Origin of the sequence: Parabacteroides sp. AF39-10AC (assembly GCF_003635405.1) — a bacterium.
Classification (GTDB): Bacteria; Bacteroidota; Bacteroidia; order Bacteroidales; family Tannerellaceae; genus Parabacteroides; species Parabacteroides distasonis.
On sequence record NZ_QTLP01000006.1, the window covers coordinates 187,835 to 212,914 of the forward strand.

Annotated in this window: 29 protein-coding genes and 1 CRISPR repeat array; of the genes, 2 read left to right on the plus strand and 27 right to left on the minus strand. The window is 45.1% G+C overall.

Features of this window, described 5'->3' with window-relative positions:
• Positions 1-3: 3 nt before the first annotated feature.
• The 27 genes from DW033_RS07660 to DW033_RS07770 all read right to left on the minus strand — a co-directional run bounded on the left by DW033_RS07660 (position 4) and on the right by DW033_RS07770 (position 24,026).
• Positions 4-285 (minus strand): hypothetical protein, encoded by a 282-nt coding sequence (locus tag DW033_RS07660; protein WP_048928078.1) that lies wholly within the window; start codon positions 283-285, stop codon positions 4-6.
• Positions 263-559, minus strand: coding sequence for a hypothetical protein (locus DW033_RS07665; RefSeq protein WP_122368664.1), 297 nt, complete (start codon positions 557-559; stop codon positions 263-265). The genes DW033_RS07660 and DW033_RS07665 overlap by 23 nt, the downstream gene beginning before the upstream one ends.
• Positions 560-576: 17 nt before the next feature.
• The gene (locus DW033_RS07670; RefSeq protein ID WP_233554150.1) at positions 577-4,743 is read right to left on the minus strand and encodes a hypothetical protein; all 4,167 of its coding nucleotides are present in this window, start codon (positions 4,741-4,743) and stop codon (positions 577-579) included.
• Between the two features lie 55 nt (positions 4,744-4,798).
• Complete coding sequence (locus DW033_RS07675; RefSeq protein ID WP_122368663.1) at positions 4,799-6,826, minus strand: hypothetical protein; 2,028 nt, start codon at positions 6,824-6,826, stop codon at positions 4,799-4,801.
• A 1-nt stretch (position 6,827) separates the two neighbouring features.
• Positions 6,828-10,424 carry a phage tail tape measure protein gene (locus DW033_RS07680; RefSeq protein ID WP_122382620.1) on the minus strand — a complete coding sequence of 1,199 codons (3,597 nt, stop codon included), beginning with the start codon at positions 10,422-10,424 and terminating at the stop codon, positions 6,828-6,830.
• A gap of 3 nt (positions 10,425-10,427) precedes the next feature.
• Positions 10,428-10,997, minus strand: coding sequence for a hypothetical protein (locus DW033_RS07685; protein WP_229055233.1), 570 nt, complete (start codon positions 10,995-10,997; stop codon positions 10,428-10,430).
• 10 nt (positions 10,998-11,007) lie between these two features.
• Complete coding sequence (locus tag DW033_RS07690) at positions 11,008-11,505, minus strand: hypothetical protein (protein ID WP_199705174.1); 498 nt, start codon at positions 11,503-11,505, stop codon at positions 11,008-11,010.
• A gap of 220 nt (positions 11,506-11,725) precedes the next feature.
• A complete protein-coding gene (locus DW033_RS25205) occupies positions 11,726-11,857 on the minus strand; it encodes a hypothetical protein (RefSeq protein WP_255419875.1) in 132 nt (43 codons plus the stop codon).
• Positions 11,854-12,099 (minus strand): hypothetical protein, encoded by a 246-nt coding sequence (locus DW033_RS07695; protein ID WP_009018495.1) that lies wholly within the window; start codon positions 12,097-12,099, stop codon positions 11,854-11,856. Before DW033_RS07695 ends, DW033_RS25205 begins: the two co-directional genes overlap by 4 nt.
• Positions 12,092-12,346 carry a hypothetical protein gene (locus DW033_RS07700; protein ID WP_122368661.1) on the minus strand — a complete coding sequence of 85 codons (255 nt, stop codon included), beginning with the start codon at positions 12,344-12,346 and terminating at the stop codon, positions 12,092-12,094. Before DW033_RS07700 ends, DW033_RS07695 begins: the two co-directional genes overlap by 8 nt.
• Positions 12,347-12,587: 241 nt before the next feature.
• Positions 12,588-12,986 (minus strand): hypothetical protein, encoded by a 399-nt coding sequence (locus DW033_RS07705; RefSeq protein WP_122368660.1) that lies wholly within the window; start codon positions 12,984-12,986, stop codon positions 12,588-12,590.
• Between the two features lie 63 nt (positions 12,987-13,049).
• Positions 13,050-13,520: a hypothetical protein gene (locus DW033_RS07710; protein WP_147423670.1), complete on the minus strand. Its 471-nt coding sequence runs from the start codon at positions 13,518-13,520 to the stop codon at positions 13,050-13,052.
• 106 nt (positions 13,521-13,626) lie between these two features.
• A CRISPR array of direct repeats spans positions 13,627-13,857; the repeat unit is 36 nt; unit sequence GTTGTTTCTACCTTTCAAACTAAAGGTTAATACAAC.
• Between the two features lies 1 nt (position 13,858).
• Positions 13,859-16,870, minus strand: a complete 3,012-nt coding sequence (cas13b, locus tag DW033_RS07715) for a type VI-B CRISPR-associated RNA-guided ribonuclease Cas13b (protein ID WP_122145333.1) — start codon at positions 16,868-16,870, stop codon at positions 13,859-13,861.
• Between the two features lie 11 nt (positions 16,871-16,881).
• Positions 16,882-17,295, minus strand: a complete 414-nt coding sequence (locus DW033_RS07720; protein WP_009018486.1) for a DUF5053 domain-containing protein — start codon at positions 17,293-17,295, stop codon at positions 16,882-16,884.
• A gap of 72 nt (positions 17,296-17,367) precedes the next feature.
• On the minus strand, positions 17,368-17,541 hold the full coding sequence (locus tag DW033_RS24635) for a hypothetical protein (protein WP_009018485.1): 174 nt from the start codon (positions 17,539-17,541) through the stop codon (positions 17,368-17,370).
• Positions 17,542-17,723: 182 nt separating this feature from the next.
• Complete coding sequence (locus DW033_RS07725) at positions 17,724-18,524, minus strand: hypothetical protein (RefSeq protein ID WP_048928085.1); 801 nt, start codon at positions 18,522-18,524, stop codon at positions 17,724-17,726.
• Complete coding sequence (locus tag DW033_RS07730) at positions 18,521-19,456, minus strand: DUF6712 family protein (RefSeq protein WP_009018483.1); 936 nt, start codon at positions 19,454-19,456, stop codon at positions 18,521-18,523. Before DW033_RS07730 ends, DW033_RS07725 begins: the two co-directional genes overlap by 4 nt.
• Positions 19,457-19,458: 2 nt before the next feature.
• Entirely contained in the window at positions 19,459-20,880 is a 1,422-nt protein-coding gene (locus DW033_RS07735) for a hypothetical protein (protein ID WP_048928086.1), read from the minus strand.
• A complete protein-coding gene (locus DW033_RS07740) occupies positions 20,880-21,158 on the minus strand; it encodes a hypothetical protein (protein ID WP_048928087.1) in 279 nt (92 codons plus the stop codon). Before DW033_RS07740 ends, DW033_RS07735 begins: the two co-directional genes overlap by 1 nt.
• Positions 21,133-21,651: a hypothetical protein gene (locus DW033_RS07745; RefSeq protein WP_122145332.1), complete on the minus strand. Its 519-nt coding sequence runs from the start codon at positions 21,649-21,651 to the stop codon at positions 21,133-21,135. Before DW033_RS07745 ends, DW033_RS07740 begins: the two co-directional genes overlap by 26 nt.
• A gap of 42 nt (positions 21,652-21,693) precedes the next feature.
• Positions 21,694-22,107, minus strand: a complete 414-nt coding sequence (locus DW033_RS07750; RefSeq protein ID WP_122103717.1) for a hypothetical protein — start codon at positions 22,105-22,107, stop codon at positions 21,694-21,696.
• Positions 22,064-22,606: a phage holin family protein gene (locus DW033_RS07755; RefSeq protein ID WP_122145331.1), complete on the minus strand. Its 543-nt coding sequence runs from the start codon at positions 22,604-22,606 to the stop codon at positions 22,064-22,066. Before DW033_RS07755 ends, DW033_RS07750 begins: the two co-directional genes overlap by 44 nt.
• 98 nt (positions 22,607-22,704) lie before the next feature.
• Positions 22,705-22,836, minus strand: coding sequence for a hypothetical protein (locus tag DW033_RS25210; RefSeq protein ID WP_255352140.1), 132 nt, complete (start codon positions 22,834-22,836; stop codon positions 22,705-22,707).
• Complete coding sequence (locus DW033_RS07760; RefSeq protein ID WP_048928091.1) at positions 22,833-23,033, minus strand: hypothetical protein; 201 nt, start codon at positions 23,031-23,033, stop codon at positions 22,833-22,835. Before DW033_RS07760 ends, DW033_RS25210 begins: the two co-directional genes overlap by 4 nt.
• Positions 23,030-23,203 carry a hypothetical protein gene (locus DW033_RS24490; protein WP_154396219.1) on the minus strand — a complete coding sequence of 58 codons (174 nt, stop codon included), beginning with the start codon at positions 23,201-23,203 and terminating at the stop codon, positions 23,030-23,032. Before DW033_RS24490 ends, DW033_RS07760 begins: the two co-directional genes overlap by 4 nt.
• Positions 23,200-23,463 (minus strand): hypothetical protein, encoded by a 264-nt coding sequence (locus DW033_RS07765; RefSeq protein WP_233554152.1) that lies wholly within the window; start codon positions 23,461-23,463, stop codon positions 23,200-23,202. The genes DW033_RS24490 and DW033_RS07765 overlap by 4 nt, the downstream gene beginning before the upstream one ends.
• Positions 23,464-23,864: 401 nt before the next feature.
• The gene (locus DW033_RS07770; RefSeq protein WP_227713729.1) at positions 23,865-24,026 is read right to left on the minus strand and encodes a hypothetical protein; all 162 of its coding nucleotides are present in this window, start codon (positions 24,024-24,026) and stop codon (positions 23,865-23,867) included.
• A gap of 239 nt (positions 24,027-24,265) precedes the next feature.
• On the opposite strand from DW033_RS07770, the gene DW033_RS07775 reads away from it, so the two are divergent.
• Together DW033_RS07775 and DW033_RS07780 are read left to right on the plus strand one after the other, a co-directional pair.
• Positions 24,266-24,703 carry an HU family DNA-binding protein gene (locus tag DW033_RS07775; protein ID WP_022192455.1) on the plus strand — a complete coding sequence of 146 codons (438 nt, stop codon included), beginning with the start codon at positions 24,266-24,268 and terminating at the stop codon, positions 24,701-24,703.
• Between the two features lie 114 nt (positions 24,704-24,817).
• Complete coding sequence (locus DW033_RS07780; protein WP_009018470.1) at positions 24,818-25,042, plus strand: DUF4248 domain-containing protein; 225 nt, start codon at positions 24,818-24,820, stop codon at positions 25,040-25,042.
• Positions 25,043-25,080: the final 38 nt, after the last annotated feature.

Here is a 25,080-nt window from a genome sequence, read left to right on the forward strand (position 1 = left end):
TGCTTATAGGGTTACCGTCTCGTTAAATATCCTGTCGAAAGCGTTTTGCACCTTCGTATACGCGCTTATCCATTCCTCTCCGGTAAGGCTGTCCGGGGATTCTTGGAAGAAAGAGAGCCTTTTCCCCCGGTCTACGGAAGCATAGCCGATACGGGTACCGGCATCGTATATGTAGGCATCTATATGCTGGAATGGCTCGCTTTCCTTACGGGATGCCTCTATCTTCACGAAGCCCGTGGAAGACAGGGCTTCCGTCAAGGACTTATTGATTGTCGTTGTTTCCATTTTTCTTTGTTTTAGGGGTTAGTAACTCGTTCATGGCATTTTTCAGGGGGGCGATAAAGGATGATCCCATGATAATCTCCTTGATGGACTCAGCCATAGGTCTCGGAACATCGATAGCTTCCTTGCTGTAGTATATCTTCTTTCCGAAATCAGAGACAGCGATATCCGCCGTACGTCCATAGACCAAGTTTCCTACCTCTTTTGTCAAGTCAATAACTACGGGATCGCCTTCTACCGTAGCGTTAATACTTACTTTACTGAAATCTACTTTCATGTTTTTATATATTAAAATTAAACACCTTGCAATAAATGACCATTATCATCGGTAACTCCAACGATTATTCCTCCTCTAACACGAATACGGACATTATCCAGATCATAAGTAGCAGGATCGAAACTTATGCCCTCATAATAATTATATGAATTACCAAAGCCGAGGTTATAAGCGAAACGAAATGCCCCCGCCGCCAATGTACCGGTAATGGTAGTACCCGTGGTTTTAGTGCTTCCCGAGAAGTAGCCCGCAAACTTAGATCCTGTAGGAGGGAAATTCGATCCATAACCATCTACAGATCCATATATGGCTACGCCAAAAGTGTTGCATATACCAGATATACACGCATGGGTATCAGCGGAATTGCTCCAAGCCCCTACCATGGTTTTACAACTTGTTCCGGTATTGTATGTATATCCTCCCCCTACAGTCAACCTAAAGGAGGTATTACCGAAATAGTCAGAGCCAGTCCAGTTAAGACCTTTATAACTATTCAAGGAGAACGCACCGATACTCAAGGTACTGCCTACGACAAGGTCTTTAACGTTTATCAAGTCCGCTTGAATATACCCTCCCGCTATAAGCGTCTGTCCGTTTATTATCACGCTCGCCAATTTGTTCGCTCCCACACTGGCGCTACCTGTAAGTTTCCCGGATAATTCCGTCTGAAGGGCTTTAGCCAAATCTTCTTTTGTGATAGCGCCTTTTTTGGTATAATTCGTAAGGCTATTGTTTAACGTATCCAGATTTATCTTACCAGCGATCTCTTGACTTAATGCCCAAGACAGATCATCGGAAGAGACACCATCTTTCCACGCCATCGATCCTAGATCACCTGAGCTAACCTTGTTCTTGATCGTATTCTGGGTGCTTAGGTCAAACATGGAAAATGTCACGAAACCGTTCAAATTGAGTCGGCTAGCGTTTATCTTGATCGTCTCCGCCGTCTGGTTGATGCTCGATATGATACTATCCTTAGATACCTTCAGATTAATATTGTCAGCGTTCACCTTGATAGCCGCCTCCATCTCGGTTTTCAGCCCGGATACGTCGGTCTTCTTGGCGTACAGCGTCAAGCTCTCATCTACACCGTCCAGCTTTAAGCCTAGGCTTGTCACTGTCTGGTTTATGCTGTCAGTCTTGTCAACATACAAGGATAACGTGCTGGTCGTATTATCCAATTCTACCCCCATGTCCGTCACCGTGCCGTTCAACGTGTCGATCTTTTGGGCGTACATGCCGATCTTCTCGTCCGTCTGCAGAAAAAGGGTGGACATCTCCAACCGTAGATCCTCCACGGGATGCGTGGACATCTGGACGTTGTAGATATATATTTCCCCCGTATAATTCAAGATGAAATCACCTGTTCCGTTCCATTTGCCGGAAAATTCCTCTTGAACGAAGGTATCCGTAATCGCCAACGGTTTGCTTACGTAAAGGCCCTGTCCGGAGAATCCGGACGTTAACGTACCGGCGGTCTTTACCATGTACATGAAGGATACGTAGTAGGTAGGCCAGACCTTCGTCCCGTCCGGAAGCTCAAGCTGTCCGGACGGCTTATTCCTCAAGTAGGAGTTTACTTGCTTCACTCCCGAATTCTTTATATACAGGGCCTTGCGGCTAGATACCTCTACGATCCCTGTAACCTTATCCTTCTCAGCGTAGAAGGAATCGTTCACGGCCATGAAACGCTCCTTCACCGTGAATAGCGACACGTCGTTACCGAGTACCCATCCTACCGTATCAGCGGAGAAAGAGGCGTTCGTGAGGCAATTATCCTTCTCCGACAACTCGTAGCGCACGGAAGACATCTCGCTGGAAAGCCTGCCTTCCACGATCTCGAACTTGGTCTTCACGTTCTCCCCCGTATCGAGCATGAACTGCCCACGGGCGTAAAGATTCTCCACGTACGCCCCGTCACCGTCCAACCTTCCGAAATAGGGCGTGACCAGACCGTTCATGTTCCCGATACGTACCTTCACGCAGTTTTCCGGATCGGTCTTCATCCCACGGATCACGTCCATGTAGGGCGTGCCGAACTCATCCACCGTGGTGATCTTCATGATGCCGCTGCGGGTGGAGTTATCCGGATTGTCCACACGACAAAGGGTATCCCTTTTGGCTATGTCCGATAGATTTCCCACGAAATTCGTGAAACGGAGCCAGTCCAGACGGTTCTCGCCGTCGGAGAGGTCCCCTACGGCCACTTCCACCACCTTCAGCTCGTACGACTTGGTCATCTTGTAGTCGTTCTGCAAGGTAGGATCGCCTTGAAACTGCTGTACCATGAGGATATCGCCTTCCCGGAACGGGTTGTACAACCTGCCTCCGTCGGTATCCAAGTAGATCCGGCCGGTCTCCGGGTCGTAATGATCCACCTCCATCATTCCGGCGAAGATGCGGTTATCATTCTCGCCAAGCAGTTGCGAGACCACGAACGTATATACTTTAAGCTCGTTGCGTACCGAGATCGAATCGATCTCCAGCTTGTATTTAGTCTCCTCCACACCGGCGGCGTTCGTCACCTTGTAAGGCGCTATCATGAATCCCGTCCCGTTCGGGAAACCGGAGGCGAATGTAGGAGAGGAAAGGGAACCGGCGAACATGGAGTCATTCTTCACCTTCAAGTCCTTCACCCATGCCGTGCCGTCGGCGAAGATACGGAAACCGTTCTCGTGCTTGAAACTATCAGCGTCACGGTCTGAGTAGATGGAGGATTCCAGCCCGCTTAAGATTATGTCTTTTTCGAAAGTGATGTTACCATGCGCCGTATCATCTATATCTTTTCTTAAAAAGCGATCATCAAGTGCGGATATAGGCTTTAGTATCTCCTTCAAGACTCTAAGAGCCGTGAAAGCGTTCTCATCGGACGGCTCTGTCAGATCATCTAATTTTATATGATAGAAATCGTCTCCCGGTCCACCCGATCCTCCTGCTCCGTTGACGATAGCCCTCCATGTCTCTCCAAGTTCACTTATGATGCCGTTCCTTATCGTGTCATGTATTACACCAAAAGACGTAACGGATGCTTTCGGGTTATGCGGATCAAAGGCCGGGAATAATACCCCCTCGCCAAGCTCTTGCCGTGGGAGCTCAGCTAAGCGAGGGGGAAAAATAAAATCCGGCGAGGAGAGGTTTGGAACCGTTAGATTATCCGGAAGCTCTTTCTCGTTACGGATAAGGTTCAGGTACCTCGAGATCTCCGAGAGTCGGTACGTGAACGTATAGGAGCTCGGGAGATCGTTGGAGGTGTAGGTGGCGTCGCTCTCGGTGACGATTATTCTCCGGATCATGGACGCCTCGTATATATACTTGGCCCGGCTGGGAAAAAAATCCAGCAACCAACGGCGGGAGTAATCATCGAGGAATCCCGTGTTCTTTACGAACTTACGATCGGTCTCCACGTCATACTCGGACAGGTTCTCGCCCAGTTCCGCTATCAGGTGCCCATGCTCCGCCTGCAGACGGTTCACCCCATGGGCACGGAAGGTGTCCATACCTCCCAGACTGTTCTCGAAAAGGAACCATTGCTCGTCCTCGGAATGGATATCCGTGAATTTATAGAATTGCGATACGCTCAGTCTCGCTCCGCCGGCCTCGGCGTAAACCTCGAGATAGCTGGGGTACTTGTTCCCGAATAGCTTGGCTACGATTGCGTATTGGAGATTGAGTGTCACGCACTCGCCGGCGGTCATTCCCTTCAAGGAGGTCATGCTCGAAGATTTGTCCGGGAACGTGGCCTTGGCCTTCACCGTGCAGTCCGATATGGCGTAGTAGGTCAACCACTCCGGTGAGTAATAGGTCACCTCCTTGACCTTTGGCTGCCACGTGAGGAAGTGGGACTTCAACCAGTTTCCCGGCGTGTCCGCCAGATCCGCTATCCCGCACCGGATCGCCCGGAACGAGTGGGAGGTCCCGTCTATCGTGGCCGTGAAATCTGCGAATATGGTATTTTGGGAATAGATCTCTTGGGCCGTGTCCAAAGTATAGCTCAATTGGCTTTCCACCACCTCTCTCACGTCGATCGTGACCATCTTGTCCGGCCCGGGCTCGTAGCTTTGCTCGAGCAAGGTGGCCGTTCCTTTCTTCAAGATGAAAGAGACGGCCTCTTGTGCCCCCAATACAAATTTCCTCATGTTCCCGGACAGGCTCAGAGCGTCTGGTTTATCTATGATCGTTGCCATTTGCGATTATTTTACCCCCAAAAGTATGGCTGTCGGATGGTCCGATAAAGGACAGTTACCGGGTCACGGGCTCGAGCCACACGGTCAGGGTACCGTCCTCCGGATCGGTCGGCCCGGATGCGGAGCCACGGCTATAGAATTGCACGGGATAAGTGGCTTGATGGTATTTCCCGCCCTGCACGTATTGGTATGCGCTGGGCGGGGCGTAGTATATGGTCACGGGCTCCTCCTTGAACACCCATCTCCTTTTCACGCTGTCACTGGCGTTGGACCGGGAGTAGTTGACCTTCCATTTATATTTGGATACATGGGAGGCGAACCGCTCTGCCTCGGCCATGGCCGTGGATACCGGCTCGTAAAGCCTCGTGGTAAGGAACGTGGATTCCAAGGGTTCCCGGGAACCCGGGCTATATTGTATGGCGGAGGGAAGCAACTCCTGTCCCTCGATCGTCACCTTCCTGTACTCGGAGAGCGATACCTTTTGGATGTCACTGAGAAGCATGCTCGCTTTTATCTCGAGCAGAGAGTTCCGGAGCAGGGAATCGTAATTCCTCCAGAACCGTTCGAAAAGCCCGTCCGGGCCGTGGTAGGCGAGCGTATAGTTCCAGAGCTTGTTTCCATCCGCATCATGATTGAGGATCGTCCCGTAGTCCAGTTTCCCGGCATGGAATACGAACGCCGGCATGGGTTTCAACTCCTCGTTATCTTCCGCCTCGCCTACCACCTCAGACGTGGAGTCATTCACGGAATCCATGATGATGGAGGAGTTCAACGATCTTCCGGTCCCTATATAAATCCCGAGATGCGGGATGGCCCCGGCTCCTCCGCTGCCAAAAGCAGGTGTATGGACCATCGCCGGTAGCACGTCCGGGGATTCCTTGCTCTCCGTCTCCAGTGTCCCGCCGGCGTAATAATCCATCGTGACCAGACCGATCCGTTGCGTGACCGGCGTGATCCCCTTGTAACCTCTCCGGACAAACTCACCCGATATCTGGTTATACTCCACGTCCGGGTATTTCTTTAATAGGTCTACCAAGGTACTGAACTCCTCGTTCTCGTTCCCCGTGGCTCTTCCCGTCGTTGGCATCGGGCGCTCGCTCTCCTGTTTCTCTTCCGGCGGCGTGAGCCGGTCACAGGTAAGCTTTAACTGCTTGAAGCTCGAGGGATGGTTGACTGTGTATTTACCAGCTACGCAATCCGTGAGGTCGCAGGAGGGTGTCTCGTTCAGGTTCTCATCGAATAGCACGATACGGATGGTCTTGCGGGTCTCGTCCGGGATGAACTCGCAGCAGAATTTATATCGGTATACGTCCAGTATCGTCTTGATCATGCAGTCCGGGACGATCTGGGAGTATCGGATCTCACCCCTTACGATCGTATCGATCGTGTTGTTCAAAAAAACCATGTCCTTGAATGGGGTGGTGCGGGAAAAGAAGGAGTCCTCCAAGGTGTAGCCAAGATAGGCGAATATCTCCTCCAATAGATGCAATCCACGGATGAAGGGGGATATGTAGAATCCCGGAGCCAACCGGATCGTTTTCTCATCGACTACCTCCGTCCGCTCCACGTCGTTGTAAAGACGGGGATATCCGTCCGGTCCCGGATCACCGGTGGCGTTTAAAGAACCGGACTCTAGGATGGCCGGGAACAAGGCGAATCGGTCGTCATGTGTAATGAACAGGTTCCGGCAGAAGGATATCGCCTCGCTGACAGACGCGAACTTGAGAACCTTGTCCTCAAAGACCGTGGATAACGGTACATCCTTGATCTTCTCGTAGAACGCTCCGGTATTCAAGTAAAAACTGGTCTCGATCCCGCTCTTCCGGTTCGCCGACAGGATGGCTTGACGGCAGGGAATGGAGAATACCCCGTGTTGGATCATGGCGTTGATCCGCTGCGAGGCCTTGCTGATCCCGGCCATGTTATCCGGATAGATGAGTAGTTCCCTATTCCTGTCCGTGGGAGGGAGTGTTACCGGTAAGCTCTGCTCTCCGTAATCGTTAAAGAACGGGTTCATCCGGGATAAGGTCAATTGGATGTCTCCTAGGTCGTAAGCCTTGCCGGATTCGTGAATGATGTCCATCTTATTTGCCTCCTATCTTTTTGGATTTGTCCAATGTCTTCTGGGCGGCCTCGATATCGCTATAAACGATATAGGCCCTCATGCCTTTTGCTCTTAGTTCGGAAAATAGCATAAGTAGCTGTGTGAGTACTTTGAGTAATTCCGGATTATTACTTGAAACCATTACATTTTCTTCATCCGAGCGTCCATTGTATCCACCGTTGGCGAATCCGTTGACGGGAAGAGGATTTGTGCTTGTTCTTTGTCTTCGGATGGCATCCAAGGCTAGGATATGGTTCATGGAAACCGGATCTTGTAATTGCCATGCCGGTGTAACGTATTCTTCTCGATGTACGGGACCAGCCACTTCAAGTATACCACCGTTGCCGGTGAATCCTCCGTTGTACCAACCGGTGGAGTCTGATACAACCCGTTGTCCGGTTTGCGGCGTAGTGCTGTCATTAAGACCTGCATTTGCGGTAGATGTACTAGGTTTCTTGATAAGACCTTTCAAGGCACCGAAAGCGACGTTAATAAGTGCGATTTCACCTGCTGCTTTTGCCAATCCTAGAAAACCTAAGCTACCTATATCTTTAATGGTTCTTTCAGCGATAGCCATTACTGCAATCTGTCTTAATGTATCTAAGGTAAGAAGAAGAATATTATGCATAGCATCAGCAAATGTCGTTTCGGTATCTGTTAAAGCTTGACCTAATATCATTCCTGCTTCACTACCAAAATCTTTCATTATGTTGAATTGCTTTTTTTTCTTTTCTTCCTCTTCTTCTCTAGCCTTCTCTTTTTCGTCCATTTCCTTTTTAACGAATCCTTGTAACAACTCATTCAATTTGTCATAGTGTTCTTTTGTCTGTTTTTCCTTCTTTTTGTTGATGTCTTTTTCTTTTTGGAGATTTTCCAGATAGGCTTGATACCCTTTGTCTAATAATTTGATCTTATAATCTAGTATTAATTGCTCTATTTTCTTTCTTTCGTCACTGCCTATTTTATAGATAGCTAATTGTTTATTTAATTTTTCGAGTTCTAAAGCTTGAAGTTTTGTTTGATAATCATCATATAATCTTAGGCCCTCGGTATAATCTTGTGTCAATTTTAGTTTCTTGGTTGCGATATAACGATCAACCTCTTTCAGCTTTGCGTCTGTGATTTTTTTCTCTTGCTCCACTGACAGTCCCGGGGTTATATCCGTTTTTTTTATTTTAGGGGCAATAACTTCTACTTCTGGCAACTCGTTTGCAGGTTTTTTAGGCAGAAGAGGAGAGTATTTCTGAGATATCTTATCGAGGTTGGATGCTAATTGGTAAGTTTGTGTCATATAGCTCTGTAAACTTCCCCAGAAATCCTTATCGACCTTATCTCTGGCACCATAGTAGTAGTCAATGTAAGAGATGACATCATCATACGTTTTTGTCCATGAGCGTCCGTTCTTTATCCCTTCATCTGTTATACGTTTTACGTCTCGAAGCATAGCGTCGGTAACGAATTGCCCCAGATTTGATTTTTCCCTCATTTGATCCATCAAATCGATTTGTTTATTTAAGGCGGTGGTCGTTACATCCTCCTTCTCTTTCTGCATGGTTTTTAAAACTATGTTTTCATGCAACTTTTCATTAACTATTTCTAAAGCTTTTGCGATATCCTCGGTTGTACTTTGTTCTGTTAGTTGGTTTTCAAGATATTTTCCATATCGAGAATTGATCTCATCGATTAATTCTTTTCGTTGCTTTGTTCCGGCGTTGCTTCGTTGGAGAGCGTCAAATAGGGTATAAGCTTCTGCCCGTTCTGTGGAGATTTCCTTGTTCATCTCTTTTAAAGCCCGGGCACTTTTTGTTGAATTATCCCATATTTTGTAAATGCCTACAGCTAAAGCCGTAATTGCCACACCTGCCGCAATAATGGGATTGAGACCCAGAGTCACTAAGAAACTGCGCATAGCCATAGTCGCAGCTTTGATATTTCTAGCCTTGAGAGCTGATGCTGCCGCTAATGCATATTCTGCGGCTATGGAAGAACGGGTCGCAACTAAATGAGCTTTTTCTATAATTGTAGCTTTTAGAGTAGCTCCATTTGACGCAATCTTCCAGTAAGTGTTTAGCTTGATAGCGGCTGTATACAAAGTTAATGTCGATATTAAGGTAATAACCAGCCCTGTATTTTTACTGATCCAATCAGCCATCAGAACTAGTTTTTTAGTCCAGTTCACGGTTTGATTCATTACGCTGATAATGGATGGATTGATCTTCTCCATTAACTCAATGCCAAGATCGTTAAGTTTGTTTTTTGCTTGTTGCATTTTAGCCGTGGCGGATTGGCTTTTTATCGTGGCCTGCTCTAAAGCGACGGATGTGCCGGTTATGGCTTTCGTATAATATTCTACCTTATCCGCTTCATTGATAAGGACAGAGGCAACATTGTAACCTTCTTCCCCGAACATTTTTTTGATAGCGGTAGCGTCCATTTGTTTTTTGCGGAGATTTTCCAGAGCCGTACTTAGCCCGACTATTTTGGGGTTAGTCTCGTCAGCTCCTGTTTGCAGGGTAAGGAAAAACTTTTTGAGTCCGGTACCGGCGATCTCGTCCTTGATACCTTTCTCTCCCAGAGTCTCTATGGTTCCAACCAGTTGTTCGATCGGGATCTTTGCGGAAGCGGCTGCGACACCACTTGTCTTTATAGCCTTGGTTTGGCTCTCTACGGCTGCCGCACCGAATTTACTTCCGGCGGCAAGTACATTTACATATCGAGCGGCTTGATCAGCTCCATCCCCATATTGGTTTAATGCCAAGGTGACGGCATCTACCGCATCTGTAAGTTTCATGCCACTGGCAGAGGCGAGGATGAGCGTTTGCTCCGTCACTTCTGCTAAAGCCTCTTTATTTGCTAGCAATTCGGGTTTAGCGGAACCTACTAATTTATAAGCTTCCAGTATCTCATCAGCGGATTGGCGTATGCGGATACCTTCTTCGGTAACTGTAGTGGAAAGACGTTTTGCTTGATCTGTAAGCCACTCTATACTTTCATCATCTAGGCCTGTAAGAGCTTTTACATCGGCCTTGCTTTCTTCCAGTTTATTGCGGGCTTCACGGAATTTGTTGAAAGTAAGAGTAATACCCGTAATGGCTGCCACTGCGGTACCAATGATTCCCATATATTTATTTACGAAATCTGTGGCACGTCCCCAGACCGAGGCTTGGCAACCGATCTCTACACGCATCTCTTGTTGGGCTAGTGCGGTTTCTTTGGAGATGCGTTTCAGCATTTCTAACTTAGTGTTATATTCAGCGGTACCACGAGTTACTTTTTTCAGCTCCGTTGAAATTTTATTCTTTGTCTTTATTAAGTCATTATAAGTAGCTCCACTTAGGTTCTTCAATACTCTTTCCGTATCAGCGACCTCTTGCTTATACTTTTGCATCTTCTGGGTTTGGGCAGTCAACTCACGTTCTATTTTCTTTGCCGCCTTACTATTGCCTTCTCCGGCCGTCCGGAGATCAAGTAGCTTTTTCTCCAGTTCCCCGATTTTCGTCTCTAACTCCGATGCGCTAGTCATTGCGTCGGAGTTATCCAAGTATATCTTGATGCTCCTGTTTAAATCTCCTGCCATATCCTAATCTTTATCTATGAAAATTCGTGATGCGTCGATTTGCATATCGGCGGCGTAGTCCGCTACGATGTCTGCCAGTTTGGGAAGATTCTTTTCGATGATGGGATCGAACCAACGGATCGGGTGGCGGTTGCCGGTTCCCATCAGGTAGAAAGAATCCGGGTTGGTCTTTTTCAGCTTCCCGTATTTGTCCGTCCATTTAGAGCCGCCCCGGAAACCACCTTGGCCCCGTCCGGCTCCCTTATGGATATAGATACCTTCACGGGCGAAACTGAATCCCACTCGTTCGGTCTCTCCTTTACTTTTGTAAATTCTGGGTTCTAGGGAGTCCGATAGGAACTCATCTTTCTGGACAAGCAAGGCGATATTCCCTTTTAAGTCTTGGATCACGTAACCCATCCATTCCTTTACCTCAGAATTGAATTGTCTCAATTTCTCCTTATCCTGCCTACGTTCATACCGGGCGATCCGGCTGGTTGACTCTAGCGAGATCTCGAAGGGTAATCCTTCCCTCGCTCCGATTAGGGAGTTCCTGCGTTTAGGTGTGCGCATCTGCTCGCTCAATCTTTTCATGACTCCCATATCATACCCACATTGATTTGTCGATAGAGAAGGGGATAGGCTTTCTTAGATTGAAGCCTAACATCACCCCATAGAAATTATCTCCCATGGGACCAATGCCCCGAAAGGTCATGCTGTTTAGCTCTAGGAACTGAAGCCCGTTACGTTCCTCGTTCCAGTCGAGCATCATCCGGCAGACGATCTGCATGAGAAGATCCTTGCATTCCGCTTTCGCAAAGTGAATCCCGTCGATATCCCCGGCCTCGCATTGCTTTAATAGGGCGATAAAATATTGTGGGACATTTACGAGGTTATCATTGTTAAGCCAAGAAAAATCCGAGTTAAGCCCATCGATGGCGACTAATACATGATCCCGGATAGAGGAGATACGTTCTTCCAGATCGGAGATTTCCTCTACCTCGTCACTACGGAGGAAATGACATTCCCCGTCCGTATGACCGATAGCGGCTAGATGCCTAGCGATCCATTCCGAATACTCAAAGTGATTGTATATGTCCATAACATCCAATTTATAGACACAAAAAAAGCCCCCCGAAGGGAGCTTTTAAAGGACATATCTTTAAACTAAGGATAGTAAAAAGAAAAGGAAAAAGAAGATCAGTACAGTAGCTATAACCTTTGCCGTTGTATTTCCACTGCGTTTAGCCTCATTAATCGAGGCCCCGATCAGCATGACAAAACCTAATATGATAACGAACGTCAACATATCGCAAATATAATCATTCCTCTGGGAGTAACAAACGTAACAGCTCTTCCAATCTCATGGCGGCACGCATTCGTTCTTCTTTACTATATTGTCCGTTTACATCGGTTACGATGTCGAGTAGGCGCAGGGCTTCTTGGAGTTTCATTTCGGTTCCTCCTTTCCTTCAAACAAACATAATCTTTTTTTCAGAAAGCTTAGAGCCGCGATAAGCGACAATGATTCTTTTTCAGAAAGTACACCCGGGGCATCATGCTCGCATGCAATGAAAGTGATAGCGCTGTCAATGGCCTTAACATCTTCTTCTAACCCACCTTTATCATTTTCCTGCCAATATCTGATCGCATCCAGCATCAGGTTTGATATACATATATCTTCCAGTCTAATCATTTTGGCCTCCTTTCTTCGCTGAGTTATAAACGAACCAAGCTACGATGACCAGTGGAAAGAACACTGGAGACAGCATAACCAATAAAGCTACCGTGTACATTTTAGCCTCGTAAATGGATTTGCAAGAGGCGATACCAAGAGGTAAGAGGTTGTAGAACTTTTGGACGGTTGTCCATGTGAAAGGATTGGATACCTTTACGCTTGTAGCCACCTCGGGCTGCAAGGTAATTGAATTTTTCTTTGTCATAATGTAACGCATTTAATAAATTAATATACGAGAAGGGAACAAAAAAGTTCCGCTTTCCCGTTGCGTTACACCTTGACAAGGCAGTGGGCGCATTAACGCTCCACACGGGGGTCGGAACTATATTTTTAACCGTAGGCATAAAAAATGCCCGCAGCAATAAATGGCGAGGCTTTGTCGCCTTGTCAAAATGTAACGCATTGCAAATATGGTGAAAGTTTTTGAGATGGCAATAGCTTTTGCTTCAAAACTTCGATTCGCTTGTTTTTTCGGTTCTTTCTATTGCTAGCCTTTTTATTTCTTCATATAACTCCTCTGAAAGCTTTTCCTTTGCAACTGCTTTGAAATTACGCAGATTTTGAATATGATCTCCTAAACCATTCTTATTCCTTAATTTCTTAATGCGAGCATTTAACAATTCAAGAAAGGCTATATTATAGTTTCTTGCGTCAGATGTCCTAATAAGAATTGATTTGTTTTCTTCCGAATTAAGAGTTTGATATTCTTTTCTTGCAACCTCCAAACGAACTTTCAGTTCATTGATTTTATTTTGAAGCGTGCGTTTCCAATCTAAAAGAATTTGCAAATCCTTTTGATTTTCCACATCATCTGAGGTTATATTTAAAACCTTATTTACAATCATAAGTTTGACTAGTTTTTACGTTAACATTACTGCAATTAAGGAAAAGTTTTTGATGAATCCAAATTATTTCCGGATAGCCATGCCAGTGACAATGATAGCATCTGGTTCAATAACAATTCCTGTTTTTAAATCTCTTATTGCGGGCAGATAAGTGACCTTGATATTAATGATACCATTTGCTCCTATTTCCATTGCTTTATTACATAAGACATTAATAGCATCATCAGAAAAAGCTTGTTTGTATTTTCCGTATTTGACTTTATGCTTATCATAGGTCTCCCCATAAATATCATCTTTCATTCCTTTGCGAACGCTCTCTCCTATAATCTCATAACCACTTTGAACTTTTGCGGATACACTACCAATAGCTTTATATTCAAAATTGACAGAATTGGCTTCTGTCATAAAAAATCCTTTGTTTGTATATTCTGAATAATCTAATACCACTGCGCTTTGTTGGTATGGAGATTTAGGAATAATACTACAGCCTGTTATGGCTGCGACGAAAATGAGAGATAATAATGTTTTCTTCATATCGTGTGAATTTAAATGTTAACAATGCTGCAAGTAAGTAAAGTTTATTTGAAATACAAAGGTTTTTCTTGATTATTTAAGTTGATAAGAGTATATATCTTAAAATGTTGTTTTTGCCTTTCAAACTAAAGGTTAATACAACGCGTAATTATTCAGGAGGGGTAAATATGAGTTGTTTCTACCTTTCAAACTAAAGGTTAATACAACTTCCGAGGTCAAGGTAACGACTAAAACGGGGTTGTTTCTACCTTTCAAACTAAAGGTTAATACAACTGATTGCGAAATTCAGGTTAAAAGATTGTTGTTTCTACCTTTCAACCAAAGAGCATAAAATGTTTTTATGCTGATGAGTCATTCGAAAGGTCTTCTAATTTTATATTTTCTATCTTCATTTTAAATTCTGCTATAATCTTTTTTGCATAGACGAAATCGTCAGAAATCTCTTTGATACATTCAGCTTCGTATTTATCATGTAAGAACATATTCCGAGTTTTAATGAGAAAAGAACTATCTATCTTTTGTTTAGTTCGTTTCTCATATTCTGTAATTAGCTCATTAAAATCATAATAATTTCCGGGAGTAGCCTTCTTTAAATCTGGGAACATCGATACCATAGCGATTTCGAAAGAATGAATGATAGGTATGATTTGTATCTGGGCTTCTTCGAAATCTAGGCATTCTCTTTTATAATTTTCATAAGGTTGAATCTTTACGCTAGAAGATATACTATTGTTTCTTTTGACTTTACTTAATACTTTATTCAAAGAGCTGATTCTTGTATCATGATGTATATAAAATAACTTTCCGTAGTCTTTTATCTTGATATCTTCTCCTTGTATTTTTAAAAGGTTGAGATCGATCAAGTAAGAAACTCTCTCATTTAAAATACCTTTGACGTTTTCTAGTTTGTATTTGTTAATTCTGTTGTATAAATCAGAAGGAAGATATTCCTTGGTCATCATAAATAAAAGAATATCTTGTATTTGGTAGAGTCTGATTATAGACTCGTTATCGCATATTTCGTTATAATTCTTACGATAAAGTCTATCTTCTTTCTCTAATAGCTTATTAGCTTCTGCAACAGGAATCTTGGATGGCCTTAGTTCTTCCATTTTCTTGATCCTTTGCTCTAAGGATAAATAGCTTTTGGATTTACCCTTATTCGGTGATAACTTATCGAATAAACGATAATTACGGGGTTGTGCATAGAATTCTTGAGATTGATCTTCGAAATAAGTTCTAAAATAGTTCTGGATCAAGTATGAGACATTCAATGCCGGACTTTTTTCTCGGGTAGGAGATTCTATTAATTGCTTCAATTTGGATTTTTTCAAACAATTAATGATCGCTTCATTAAATAGACCACGAGGTAGGAATATGGCCTCTTCCTTATCTTGAGGCTTATTAGGCTCACGTTGTAAGTCCCGAAGAGGGTGGCACTGGATATTTAGTTTCCCTTGGAGGATTTTCTTTTGTATTCGTGAAAAATATACTTTCCGCTCCTTAAGGTAAGCGATGTAAAACTCTATTAAAGAGGTATAATTCGTACCTATTTGAGCTAAAAAAGGATGCGGATTTGAAGAATTGATCAATCCTGCTCGTGTGAAGATTTCCGTTAAGTCATTTCTTCTTATCCCGAAATATGCTAAAGAAACTTGTATGGCTTGGAAATTAGGCTCTGTGACTTTATCCCTTCCATTGTTTTTTGAAGGCTGTAGCCATAGCATGTCTCTAACCAACGTTTCCGCTATTCGGCCAGCTTTTAATATTTCATGTTGCCTTTTACCAAAAGCGGATTTCTGAGATTTGATACGTTCTACCTCATTGAGTTTACTATCTGTCCAAAAGATCGCTTTCATGACCCGGCGTAACATTAACTCGGATCTCTCTTCCGGATGCTTTTGTTTGGTACTTTTATGGATAGATCGTTCAATAATATCTTTTACGGATAGGGGACAGTGTGATTTATGTATATTATTATTCCGTAAATAAGTATAGAATAACATGGCCGGCAATTCGTATTTACTTAACCAGAAATCGGCGATAGGCATTTTAGCACCCTTCTCATCGATGGTAGGGTAGGTATCTTTCCCTTCTGGTAATACCTTAATACCGATATTATTACCATTAACGATATAGTGGGGCGTAGATTGAACCAGATAAGGCTCAAAAGAATTGATATCCGGTATACTATCTGTACTTATATCTATGGATTTTACGTTTAATGCCTCCGATAGTTTCTTTGCGGAGATATCTTGGATGTTTTTACAAAAGCCTGCGAGTTGGAAATTAATGTATCTATCCTTTGTCTCTCTATCGACTCTTGTTTTTTGATATCCATTGTGAAAGTAATTTCCGAGATATGTATAGAAGCCAATTTCTTTAAAATCAGCTTGTTTGTCTAAAAAGTGCAGGGCAAAAGTCTCAAAGCGACTGCGGAACCGTATTCTGGATCTATCCGGAAGGCCGTAAGGATCTTCGGCATCCGTTGGTTGTAATGTCTCGTTATACATTTCCCGGTATTTAGGTTCAAGGGTTTGATACAGTTCTATTGGTATCTTAGATAGTTCATTCAGTATATCTAAAGCCCGGTCTTGTTTCGTGTCTTTCGTAGTGCGTAGACGTTCTACAGGAGGTTTGGTGGAAAGAGCCGTGAAAACCTCAAGGGTAAGCCTATATTGTAACGAGTCTCCCCGTTTGAATCCGGATAACTTTTTCAAGAATAGATAACTGTACTTCCTTTCAAGGAACATCGAGATGAAGAAAGCATACCCTTTTTCGCTCAGACCGTTATTGTTTACTAATGTGTAATAGAAATGATCATCTTCTGTTTTTAGAACAACCCGCCCTTTTTTGCGAGTGTATCTACGAAGATGCTCCATCTCTTTCTCCTCGGCTTGGAAACGCTCCTTGATAATGTTTATGGCACTATCGTAGATGCAGTTCAGTGATGAAGGGATATCATACCCACGGGGATAAATGCAGATGGGATCATGATAATAATGGGTGTAATAGTTCCTGACATCATTAAGCAAAGAGGCAAAAGCTGTAATGATGGTTTTATATTCTATACAAAGTTTATCCGATTGCCTTTCACCTTTTTTAGGCGTCTTCATTTCAATGATCGGTTTTATCCATGGTAGATATCCTTCAACGATCTGTTCTAGGTTGTTTTGTGGATTTTGATCGAAGATTGAGTCGATGAGTGTTATTACATGCTTGATATCCCAACTGCTTAATTGCTTTTGGGTGTCCAACTTTTTAGCGATAAAATTAAGTGTTTTTATTAGTCCATCTATCGCTAGGTTTGCATATGCGGCAAAGATATGTTTGTTTTCTATGGCTCCCATAATAAAATGATCTATACCAAGTTCAATTTAGTAATCCGGCGGCTGATGTCTTTCAGCGCCATATCCAAAATAGCCAGTTCCTCCTGTGTGAATTTGCAAATTTTACCGTGTACGCTATTCCCGTTTAATCGTTGGTAGAACCAAGAGGATGATTTCCCGAAATAATCTTTGGCTAGATTAGAGACGGACAGGTATGGTAAAACGGGACTCAGTCGCTCACGAATAGTTAGCTGCTCCTTGATGTCCGTGATCTCTTTATGGATGTTTTCAAAGTCATTTTGCACACCTGCGGTAAGCAGTTCGGTTTCCTTTTCATCCATGCTATCCAACAGATCGGTAATTTGTCGGTCTATGGTAGGGCGGTCATTCTCCGGGGACTTTTTCCAAAGTTCCTTTAGTTCAAAAAAACGCTTTACTTTATCCATCTTATTCTGTTTTTTGAGTTACACATGAAAGGGAAACTCCCCCTCTGGCCTGGAGGGGGAGAACCTTTCTGGTCAATAATACTTTCCAAGTTCCTTAAGTTCTTTCTCAAGTCTCTTGATCTCTTTATCAACCACCGCTTTCATGAATTTGCTTCTCGAAGTCAGTTCATGATACTTGCGGAGATAAAAAAGGAGATCTTTTTCTGCCTCTTCTATCCGGGCTTTTAGCCCATCGTCACTATGCATAGAGCTCTTGTCTTAATGACATCACAAAGATAATAAATATATTATCAATGGCAAACGTTTGGTAATATTTTTATTATCATAGTATCTGGATTGGAGATAATAACAAAACCGCTCCACCTTCACAGGCAAAGCGGCTGTCCATTACTAATCTAAAAATCTAATACCATGAAAAACACCTATTACTACATATCTTGTTTCTTTTTCTCCTCTTTTTCGATCGCTACTTCTAGGGTATAGAGAGCGTCGTATAAAAGGGATTGTTTTACCTGTTCTTTCTTGGTCACGTCTCCGCTGGCCATCTCATCCACGATGCGTTGTTGCGTGTCGAATATATCCAAAGGGGCTTCATTCCCTCCGGAGGAGAATACCCGGGAGAACTTTGCTTGTATGAAATTCATGCTACCTAGGTAGTACCAGAACATGACTGTCTTTACGATCGGCTCTACATTCCGGAACCAAGCCGGATCACCGTCCTCACGTATGGAGAATGAGCCGTCTTTCCAGATTATGGATAGGAAGTTATCCAATGCCTCGAATAAATCCTGTCTCATCCGCTGTTGCCAAGTCTGTAGCATGATGAACTGTCCGTAGCTGATATTGGTCAGGCCGTCTTCCGGGCCGTATAACTCGATATCTTTGTCTTTGTAGACGGGGAATGGGTTACGGGTTAAGCGGATATCCAGCTCGATCCCTTTTTCTGTCTCTTGGAATAAGAAATCAAAGATGGTGCTCAACGCCGCCAGTTGCTCGGCCGTGATCCATATACGATCTTTGGGAAGGGAAACGGCGTAACCGGTTCCATTGGCTTTCTGGTATCGCCGGATTCTCGCGGACAGGCAAAACAATAGCATCTTGACCTTGGCTTCTTGGGCCGTACTTTTCGAGTTCAAAATATTGGCGAGAAAGCAAAGCTGTTCCGCTGTCATCTCATCCCATGTGCCGGGCACGAGGTAATCGATATCTTTGATCGTTATTTTTCTCATAATACGAAAATATGTTTGTCCTTGGAATTAAAGTCGTTCTTGATAGGAGCGGGGAGGCCTAGTTCCGGGGCGTAAACTTTCATGTAATCCTCGATTACCGCTTCTAACGACGTTACCTGCTCGGCGTAGAAATTACCGTTGTCCGTGGGATCGGAATACAGCGGATAGATCACGGGTTTAAACTCCAGCTGGCCGGCCGCCGTACGTTGTACCCGGGTGGTTTGGCTGGTATGGAGCTTGGCTACGTACATGGCGAGCCATACCCGGATATAATCAATCAGCTTGATCCGGAGCGGATCATCCACGCCGGTTCTTAAGGTGTCTTTTAAGCTCTTGTCAAGAGTGGTCCCGATCCAGCGGCATAGCTTCATCTCCAGTGTATCGAGTAGGGGACGGAACTTTTCGAAGGTCAACCGGGAATAATCGATATTCACCTTACCGTAATCCTGAAACTCCCGGGCGGAATTAAGGTAGTGGTCGTTGGCTTGGTTCTTGTAATAGCGGCTTTCTTTCCATTCCGGATAGTCGTTCTCGTGGCTTCCGAGATGCTCCAGTAGCTTATCCAAGTTATTCCATCCCCGTTCCTGCATGCTCTCTTCCGATCGGGCGATCTTTTGGTCGCTGGCTACGGTGAACTTATCGTTCCGGCCTACCGTATGCCCGCTGTCACCGATCAAGACCCCTAGCTCCGGACTGGCTATCGCCACGGCCAATGGTCCCAGTGTCCGGCTGGCGAGCGTCTTGATCGTAAGGATATCTTCCGTTAACGGCTCTCGATACAGCCGATCGACCAAGGCTTCCCCGAGGTAGGGGACGATATATCGATCGAAAGCGTCTTGAAGATAAGGCTCCAATATCTCGAACTTAAATGAGGCGTTTACCTTGACGGTATGCCTCAAATCATCTATCGTTTGTAGGAATGGCTGTGTCATGATTATACTTTTTCGTTACCGATACTCTTTTCCGATCCCGTGTTCTTATCGAGTGTCGTTAGCATGATATTGGGTATCACGAACTCGATGTCTTTTCCCCATCCGTTGATCTCCCGGGCTAGGTATAGCGGGAGAACCATCATGTCCCGGAGCGGCTTGAACAGTACTTGGGCGATAATGAATAACTCCCGGGCCTCGGTACCGTTGATGTTCTTCGATTTCCCGGGCGACGCTCCTTTCAAGGACGGATGTACGCCCATCGTGTTACAGATCACGTTTGTCGCTTCCTCCGAGTCCTCGATATACTCACCGCCCTTGATAAATGATTCCAAGGGCTTGATGATGATATCGCTCTCCTCGTATTTATTGATCTGATCATACCGGAAATGGGATACGAAGCTCTTGCCGGCGTTCTCCTCTCCGGAAAGGAAGTCGTTCAGTTGTTGTAGGAAAGCGTTCTTGCGCTCGTTCCGTTTCTTCTTGTCATCCTTGGGGATACCTTCCGAGTCGTAAAGCTTGTCCCAAAATTTCATGTTGATGGAGACGTGATATTTCAAGACCATCTGGTTTTTCAGCAACGCCTTCTTGAATTTCGGGATGGCGCAACTGAACTCGTACCAATCGAGGAAGATGGACCACCAATAAGGGCGGTTGTAATAAAAACGCCCCGGTACCGGCATATTGAGGCTTAACGTATAGCCATTCTCTTCCTCGTCCTTTTTCTCTCCGGTCTCCGGATCGGGTACGAGCCCGGTACGAACCTTGAGATCGTAAAGCGGGCTTCGGCGGTCTAGCAATCTCGTTACGATCACGTCGTCCGGAAATGACTCCTCTCCCCATTGCGAGGAATAACCATGATACTCGATGCGTTTCGTCTTCTCGTCTTGCTCGCTGATCCGGGAAAAGCACATCTCCCGGTGCCAGATCTGGACTACCTTCGGTTTCTCTCCGGCCTTCCGTTTGCCAAAAGCCAGATAGACGAAAGAGTCGGAGAATACGACCAGATCGTTGGCCAGCTCGGACATTACCCGTAAGTAGTTGCTGTCCGATATGAACTGGAATATCTCCGGAGCCTCTTCCGGGGTAAGTTCCTCCAGCTCGATCTTTTGGGTCTCCGGATTCTTCACCCTCCGGCAGACCATCAACCCATCGCCGTAGGCCATGTTCGCCTTGAACTCGATATTGCTGCCTACGATGGTGTTGTCGGCGATCTTTTTCATGATCCTTACGGGCAACTTGTCTTGGTGACCGAACGGGACAAACCTGACCTCTTTCTTGACGGAAGATCCTTTGGCCGGGGTAATGACCGTGGCCGTGAATTTTTTATCCTCCAGAAAACCTACGTCCTCGGTCATGACCACCGCCGCTTTCGCTCCGGGGAGGAAAGCGGTGTCACCCATTAGAAATACGTTCTTGCGTCCCATTATGCGTATATTTTTTTACCGTTAATCCGGATGATCATGCAACGGATGAACTTCCGTGGGAACCGTTCGCCCCGAATCCGGATGTTTACCGTGCTTCCCTTGGCGTGGATCGAGCTGAAGTAGGCTACCTCATAATTCTCGATCGAGCCGGGAGAGCCATTTCCCTCCCGGCTTTCATTCAACCGCACGTACGAGAACGAGAACATCTTGTATCGTCCCCGGTCATCCTTTTGCTGCATGACAGCCCAGACATCACTTTGTTTTATCCTTTTTTCCATATCTCCATCTTAAAAAGATTACCAAGGCCAGAACCATCGTTACGCCGAGCGCCCACCACCCGAGGGCGTTCTTGCCGATATCGGAGTTGAGTTCGGTATCTCCGGATCGCTCTTCCTCATGGCTGGCTTCCGACCGGGCGAAAACGTTCTCGTTCTCCTCTTTCTTTTGGCTTTCCGCTTCTTCTTTTCGCTCGTTCTCATGTTCCTCGCCTTCGAGTGTCGTTTCCGCCTTGACCGGGTATCGGCCGTTTTCGTCCGGCTGCCGCTCAAGGTCGAATTCCCTTCGTATGATCCGGATGTTTCTCCACCGATCTCGCACGGTGTTGGAACTGGCAAGCCGTACATCCATAGAGGTATCCAAGCTCTCCAATACCTGTCGCTCTTGATCTCTGTAATGGCTATGATCAGAAGCGCTACGACGCACGGAGCAGCTAGCGCAAAGAGCCACCATTCCGGCCAAGACACACAATCTCTTATAAAGTCCATATTCCATGATTCGCTATCCAAAAGGGAGCTCGCATAAACAATACCACTCTCACATCAGTTCCCAGCCGGCCTCGATGTCTTCCATAGGGATACGCTCACCGTTCTCCATGTAGCACATGGCATCCACTAGGGCGCACATCGTTCCCTTGTCCGACAGGTCTAGCCGGCAACAGTCCGGCATTTGCATCTCCCGGCATACCCATCGTACGTAAGCCGCCGTGTCATTCTCATCGCGGGGTGCCCATCGTTCTATCAGTTCCTTTATGGAGCGTAGGTTATACGATCGCTGGTATTTTAGCAAGAGCTTCATCATGGCCCGTACCCCATGCGGTATATCCTCGAATTCCTCGAAAGCGTTGTCCTTTTTATCGGCTTTCGATACTTCTCCGGCCCAGTCGTTCCGCTCCGAGTTCCGGATATTACCGGGGTTGTTGTTTCGGATTCCCCTTGGTGTCGTTGTCATTTTTACAATCCTCCTTATCTAATTGGTTACTAATATTCTTTCCTAGCTTAGACTCGATCTCTCCTTTGAGCTGTAGTTTAAGCAGCTTTGGAAACATCATGTTCGGCCAGATAATCAATACGCTACCCAGCATGCTCCACAGCTCGCACACACAGGCTAGGGTACATCCGGCCTTGGTGATTATGGCGTTATCTTGAGTGAATATCCGTTCCGTAACGAATACCACGAGCATGAAACCGAAATAGACGATCACCTTGGCGGGGGTATCTCTTCCGCTTTGTGATAGGAAGAATTTACCTTGCTTCTTTGCCGAGAACATCCCGAATAGCAAGTCGGCCGTAATAGCCACGCCCATAGCGGCGAAAGCGTATTTCACGGGCGAGATAAAATTCAATAAGAATATCATCCCGCTTATCATCCAGCCCCAAGAATGGTTCAATACCATCTGGAGCTTAATCAAGATCCTCTCTACGATCGGGCTAAATACCTGTGATATCATCTCCAAACATTTTTCACAAAGATGCTCGTAATCATACCTTCGGAAAAGGACATGAAAAAGCCCCGCCGGGGATTTCTCCGGGCGGGGCTTGATTGATATTATTCTTCCGGCAATAGTAGCCGGAGTAGTTCTTCTAGCCGCATGGCGGCACGTATTCGTTCTTGTTTGCTGTATTGCTCGTTTACATCGGTCACGATGTCGAGTAGGCGAAGGGCTTCTTGGAGTGTCATATGGCTTTACCCCCTTTTATAATAGTGAAAATGGTCATATCTCCTATGCGAATAGGTATTCCGCACTCAGATAGCTTACCTTTTAACCAACCTATTTTTTCACAGGCGGCATCATGTTTTCTTTTTGTTTCTTTGATTTCCATTTCCAATTCAGCGATTATCCGGTGGGCTTCCTCTAATGTTTTAATAGTTCTCATTGCTCACCTCCTTTCCCGAGGAACTCCCCGATCAAGTTATATATATCCGTAAGTTGCTCTTCTGTTATATCGCTCATGCGGTACTCATTACAGTCAATGCAATAAAGAACTTCTTCTTTCTTGCCGGGGGATTTCACCCGTATTTGTTCTATGTAAGGGCTTGCTTTCATGACCGGCCTCCTTTCTTCGCTGAGCAGAACACGAACCAAGCCACTCCAATCAGCGGTAAGAACGCCGGAGACAGCATTGTTAATAAAGCTACCGTGTACATCTTTGCCTCGTGAATGGATTTACAGGGCGTGATACCAAGAGGTAACAAGTTGTAGAACTTCTGGACGGTGATCCAAGAAAAGAAACTCGTTTCGTGAGTGGACGTTGATTGTAGGGTACTATTATTCCCCGGCAAACAAATGTTTTCGTGTTTGGACATAACTAACATTGTTTGTTTGGGGCAGGAAAAACAAAAAACGGTCTCGCCTGTCCCTTTGTCCTACACCACGAAAGGCAGTTATGGCCATTAAGCCATATCAAGGGGGTACGAAACCGTTGTATTATATATACGTACTAGTATGGACACAAAAAATGCCGATACAAATATGTTCGGCGGTCACCCGCCTTTCGTGAAATAGGACATTGCAAATATGGTGAAAGTTTTTGGGATGGCAAAGAAAAAGCCGGCTTTTATTGGGCCGGCTGGGGAATATTCCAAAAAGGATTTATCACATGTTCTCTATCCATCGTTTTCCGGATGGTGTATAAGTATACGCTAATATGCCTACGGCAACAATAGCTACAACGGTGAAAAAAACAACTGCTATCTGCATATTATTATTATTTTAAGATTCTATATCCAATCATCGCAAAGGCAACCGTACCGATGAATCCCATCGCAAAAAGATAATTAGCCATACTTGGTATCTCATCCTCTATCTCCCGGTTTAGTAAAGAGGCCGCTACCCCTAGCACCAAAGCCGCAAATGTCAACTTTGCCATATCAAAAAAGAACTTAGCGGTAGTTTCCTTTCTTACTTTACTTTTTTCTAATTCATTCTTGGTTGCCATGTCGCAAATATGGTGAAAGTTTTTGGGATGGCAAAGAAAAAATCGTAATATCCTTATATAACTTTACACTGCTAGGTAATCCCTAACATCCTATAATCACCATATCCCACCTTTGCCCCCGTGATCACGACACAACTATCTATTATTCACTTCAAAACAATCAACAAACAATGGCTACAACTTACAAATTAGTGCAGCGACGGGACATGCACAAGGGAGCGACTGAAGGCGATAAGCTTTATTACGCACAAGCGAAATCTACGGGTACTAGTGATATGGAGCGTCTTTGCTCCATGATTGGCGAGCGTTCTTGCGTATCCAGCGCAGACGTGAAAGCGGTGCTGGATTCGCTTATCTACGTGATGAAGCTGGAGATGTCGGACGGCAAGATCGTACAGTTGGGTGAGTTCGGTAATTTCCGTATCACGTTCGGTAGTGAGGGGACGAAGGTGGAGAAGGATTTCAACGCCACTAAGATTCGTCGTCCTAAGTACACCTTCTCTCCGGGTAAGGCGCTTCGCTCGCAAGCGAAGGTATTGCGATTCGAGAAGGTAAGCGTGGAAAAAGGCGAGGGAGGAAACGACTCCGAGAGTCCGGACGAGATCTAGGCTAAAAGCACGCATCGTTTGAGGGAGAAGGGCGCATCGTTTTGGAAAAGAGGGTGCGTCCTTTTTTTATGAGGTTAGTATTCAGTATATTTGATAATTTATAAATAGAGAAGGATGGACAATGAGAATTTTAAGATAAGGGCTTACGGGTTGCAGGAGCTAGGCATTCAATATTTCCCGAATAGCGCACCCGCTTCGGCCTCGATCCAGCTAAAGAGATGGATTAATCTAAACAAGGCGTTACTTTATGAGATTACCGAAGCCGGGTATCATTCCGGGCAACGCTTACTCACGCCACGGCAAGTACAAATCATAACAGCGCATTTAGGGCCTCCATAACAGAGGCTCTTTTTTTGTCCCCGCATATTTCGCAACGG

Excerpts from the sequence above, each read along its gene's own strand:
- DW033_RS07660 (WP_048928078.1), bottom strand. The coding sequence starts at position 285 with ATGGAAACAACGACAATCAATAAGTCCTTGACGGAAGCCCTGTCTTCC.
- DW033_RS07665 (WP_122368664.1), bottom strand. The coding sequence starts at position 559 with ATGAAAGTAGATTTCAGTAAAGTAAGTATTAACGCTACGGTAGAAGGC.
- DW033_RS07670 (WP_233554150.1), bottom strand. The coding sequence starts at position 4,743 with ATGGCAACGATCATAGATAAACCAGACGCTCTGAGCCTGTCCGGGAAC.
- DW033_RS07675 (WP_122368663.1), bottom strand. The coding sequence starts at position 6,826 with ATGGACATCATTCACGAATCCGGCAAGGCTTACGACCTAGGAGACATC.
- DW033_RS07680 (WP_122382620.1), bottom strand. The coding sequence starts at position 10,424 with ATGGCAGGAGATTTAAACAGGAGCATCAAGATATACTTGGATAACTCC.
- DW033_RS07685 (WP_229055233.1), bottom strand. The coding sequence starts at position 10,997 with ATGAAAAGATTGAGCGAGCAGATGCGCACACCTAAACGCAGGAACTCC.
- DW033_RS07690 (WP_199705174.1), bottom strand. The coding sequence starts at position 11,505 with ATGGACATATACAATCACTTTGAGTATTCGGAATGGATCGCTAGGCAT.
- DW033_RS25205 (WP_255419875.1), bottom strand. The coding sequence starts at position 11,857 with ATGAAACTCCAAGAAGCCCTGCGCCTACTCGACATCGTAACCGATGTA.
- DW033_RS07695 (WP_009018495.1), bottom strand. The coding sequence starts at position 12,099 with ATGATTAGACTGGAAGATATATGTATATCAAACCTGATGCTGGATGCG.
- DW033_RS07700 (WP_122368661.1), bottom strand. The coding sequence starts at position 12,346 with ATGACAAAGAAAAATTCAATTACCTTGCAGCCCGAGGTGGCTACAAGC.
- DW033_RS07705 (WP_122368660.1), bottom strand. The coding sequence starts at position 12,986 with ATGATTGTAAATAAGGTTTTAAATATAACCTCAGATGATGTGGAAAAT.
- DW033_RS07710 (WP_147423670.1), bottom strand. The coding sequence starts at position 13,520 with ATGAAGAAAACATTATTATCTCTCATTTTCGTCGCAGCCATAACAGGC.
- cas13b (WP_122145333.1), bottom strand. The coding sequence starts at position 16,870 with ATGGGAGCCATAGAAAACAAACATATCTTTGCCGCATATGCAAACCTA.
- DW033_RS07720 (WP_009018486.1), bottom strand. The coding sequence starts at position 17,295 with ATGGATAAAGTAAAGCGTTTTTTTGAACTAAAGGAACTTTGGAAAAAG.
- DW033_RS24635 (WP_009018485.1), bottom strand. The coding sequence starts at position 17,541 with ATGCATAGTGACGATGGGCTAAAAGCCCGGATAGAAGAGGCAGAAAAA.
- DW033_RS07725 (WP_048928085.1), bottom strand. The coding sequence starts at position 18,524 with ATGAGAAAAATAACGATCAAAGATATCGATTACCTCGTGCCCGGCACA.
- DW033_RS07730 (WP_009018483.1), bottom strand. The coding sequence starts at position 19,456 with ATGACACAGCCATTCCTACAAACGATAGATGATTTGAGGCATACCGTC.
- DW033_RS07735 (WP_048928086.1), bottom strand. The coding sequence starts at position 20,880 with ATGGGACGCAAGAACGTATTTCTAATGGGTGACACCGCTTTCCTCCCC.
- DW033_RS07740 (WP_048928087.1), bottom strand. The coding sequence starts at position 21,158 with ATGGAAAAAAGGATAAAACAAAGTGATGTCTGGGCTGTCATGCAGCAA.
- DW033_RS07745 (WP_122145332.1), bottom strand. The coding sequence starts at position 21,651 with ATGGAATATGGACTTTATAAGAGATTGTGTGTCTTGGCCGGAATGGTG.
- DW033_RS07750 (WP_122103717.1), bottom strand. The coding sequence starts at position 22,107 with ATGACAACGACACCAAGGGGAATCCGAAACAACAACCCCGGTAATATC.
- DW033_RS07755 (WP_122145331.1), bottom strand. The coding sequence starts at position 22,606 with ATGATATCACAGGTATTTAGCCCGATCGTAGAGAGGATCTTGATTAAG.
- DW033_RS25210 (WP_255352140.1), bottom strand. The coding sequence starts at position 22,836 with ATGACACTCCAAGAAGCCCTTCGCCTACTCGACATCGTGACCGATGTA.
- DW033_RS07760 (WP_048928091.1), bottom strand. The coding sequence starts at position 23,033 with ATGAGAACTATTAAAACATTAGAGGAAGCCCACCGGATAATCGCTGAA.
- DW033_RS24490 (WP_154396219.1), bottom strand. The coding sequence starts at position 23,203 with ATGAAAGCAAGCCCTTACATAGAACAAATACGGGTGAAATCCCCCGGC.
- DW033_RS07765 (WP_233554152.1), bottom strand. The coding sequence starts at position 23,463 with ATGTCCAAACACGAAAACATTTGTTTGCCGGGGAATAATAGTACCCTA.
- DW033_RS07770 (WP_227713729.1), bottom strand. The coding sequence starts at position 24,026 with ATGGCAAAGTTGACATTTGCGGCTTTGGTGCTAGGGGTAGCGGCCTCT.
- DW033_RS07775 (WP_022192455.1), top strand. The coding sequence starts at position 24,266 with ATGGCTACAACTTACAAATTAGTGCAGCGACGGGACATGCACAAGGGA.
- DW033_RS07780 (WP_009018470.1), top strand. The coding sequence starts at position 24,818 with ATGGACAATGAGAATTTTAAGATAAGGGCTTACGGGTTGCAGGAGCTA.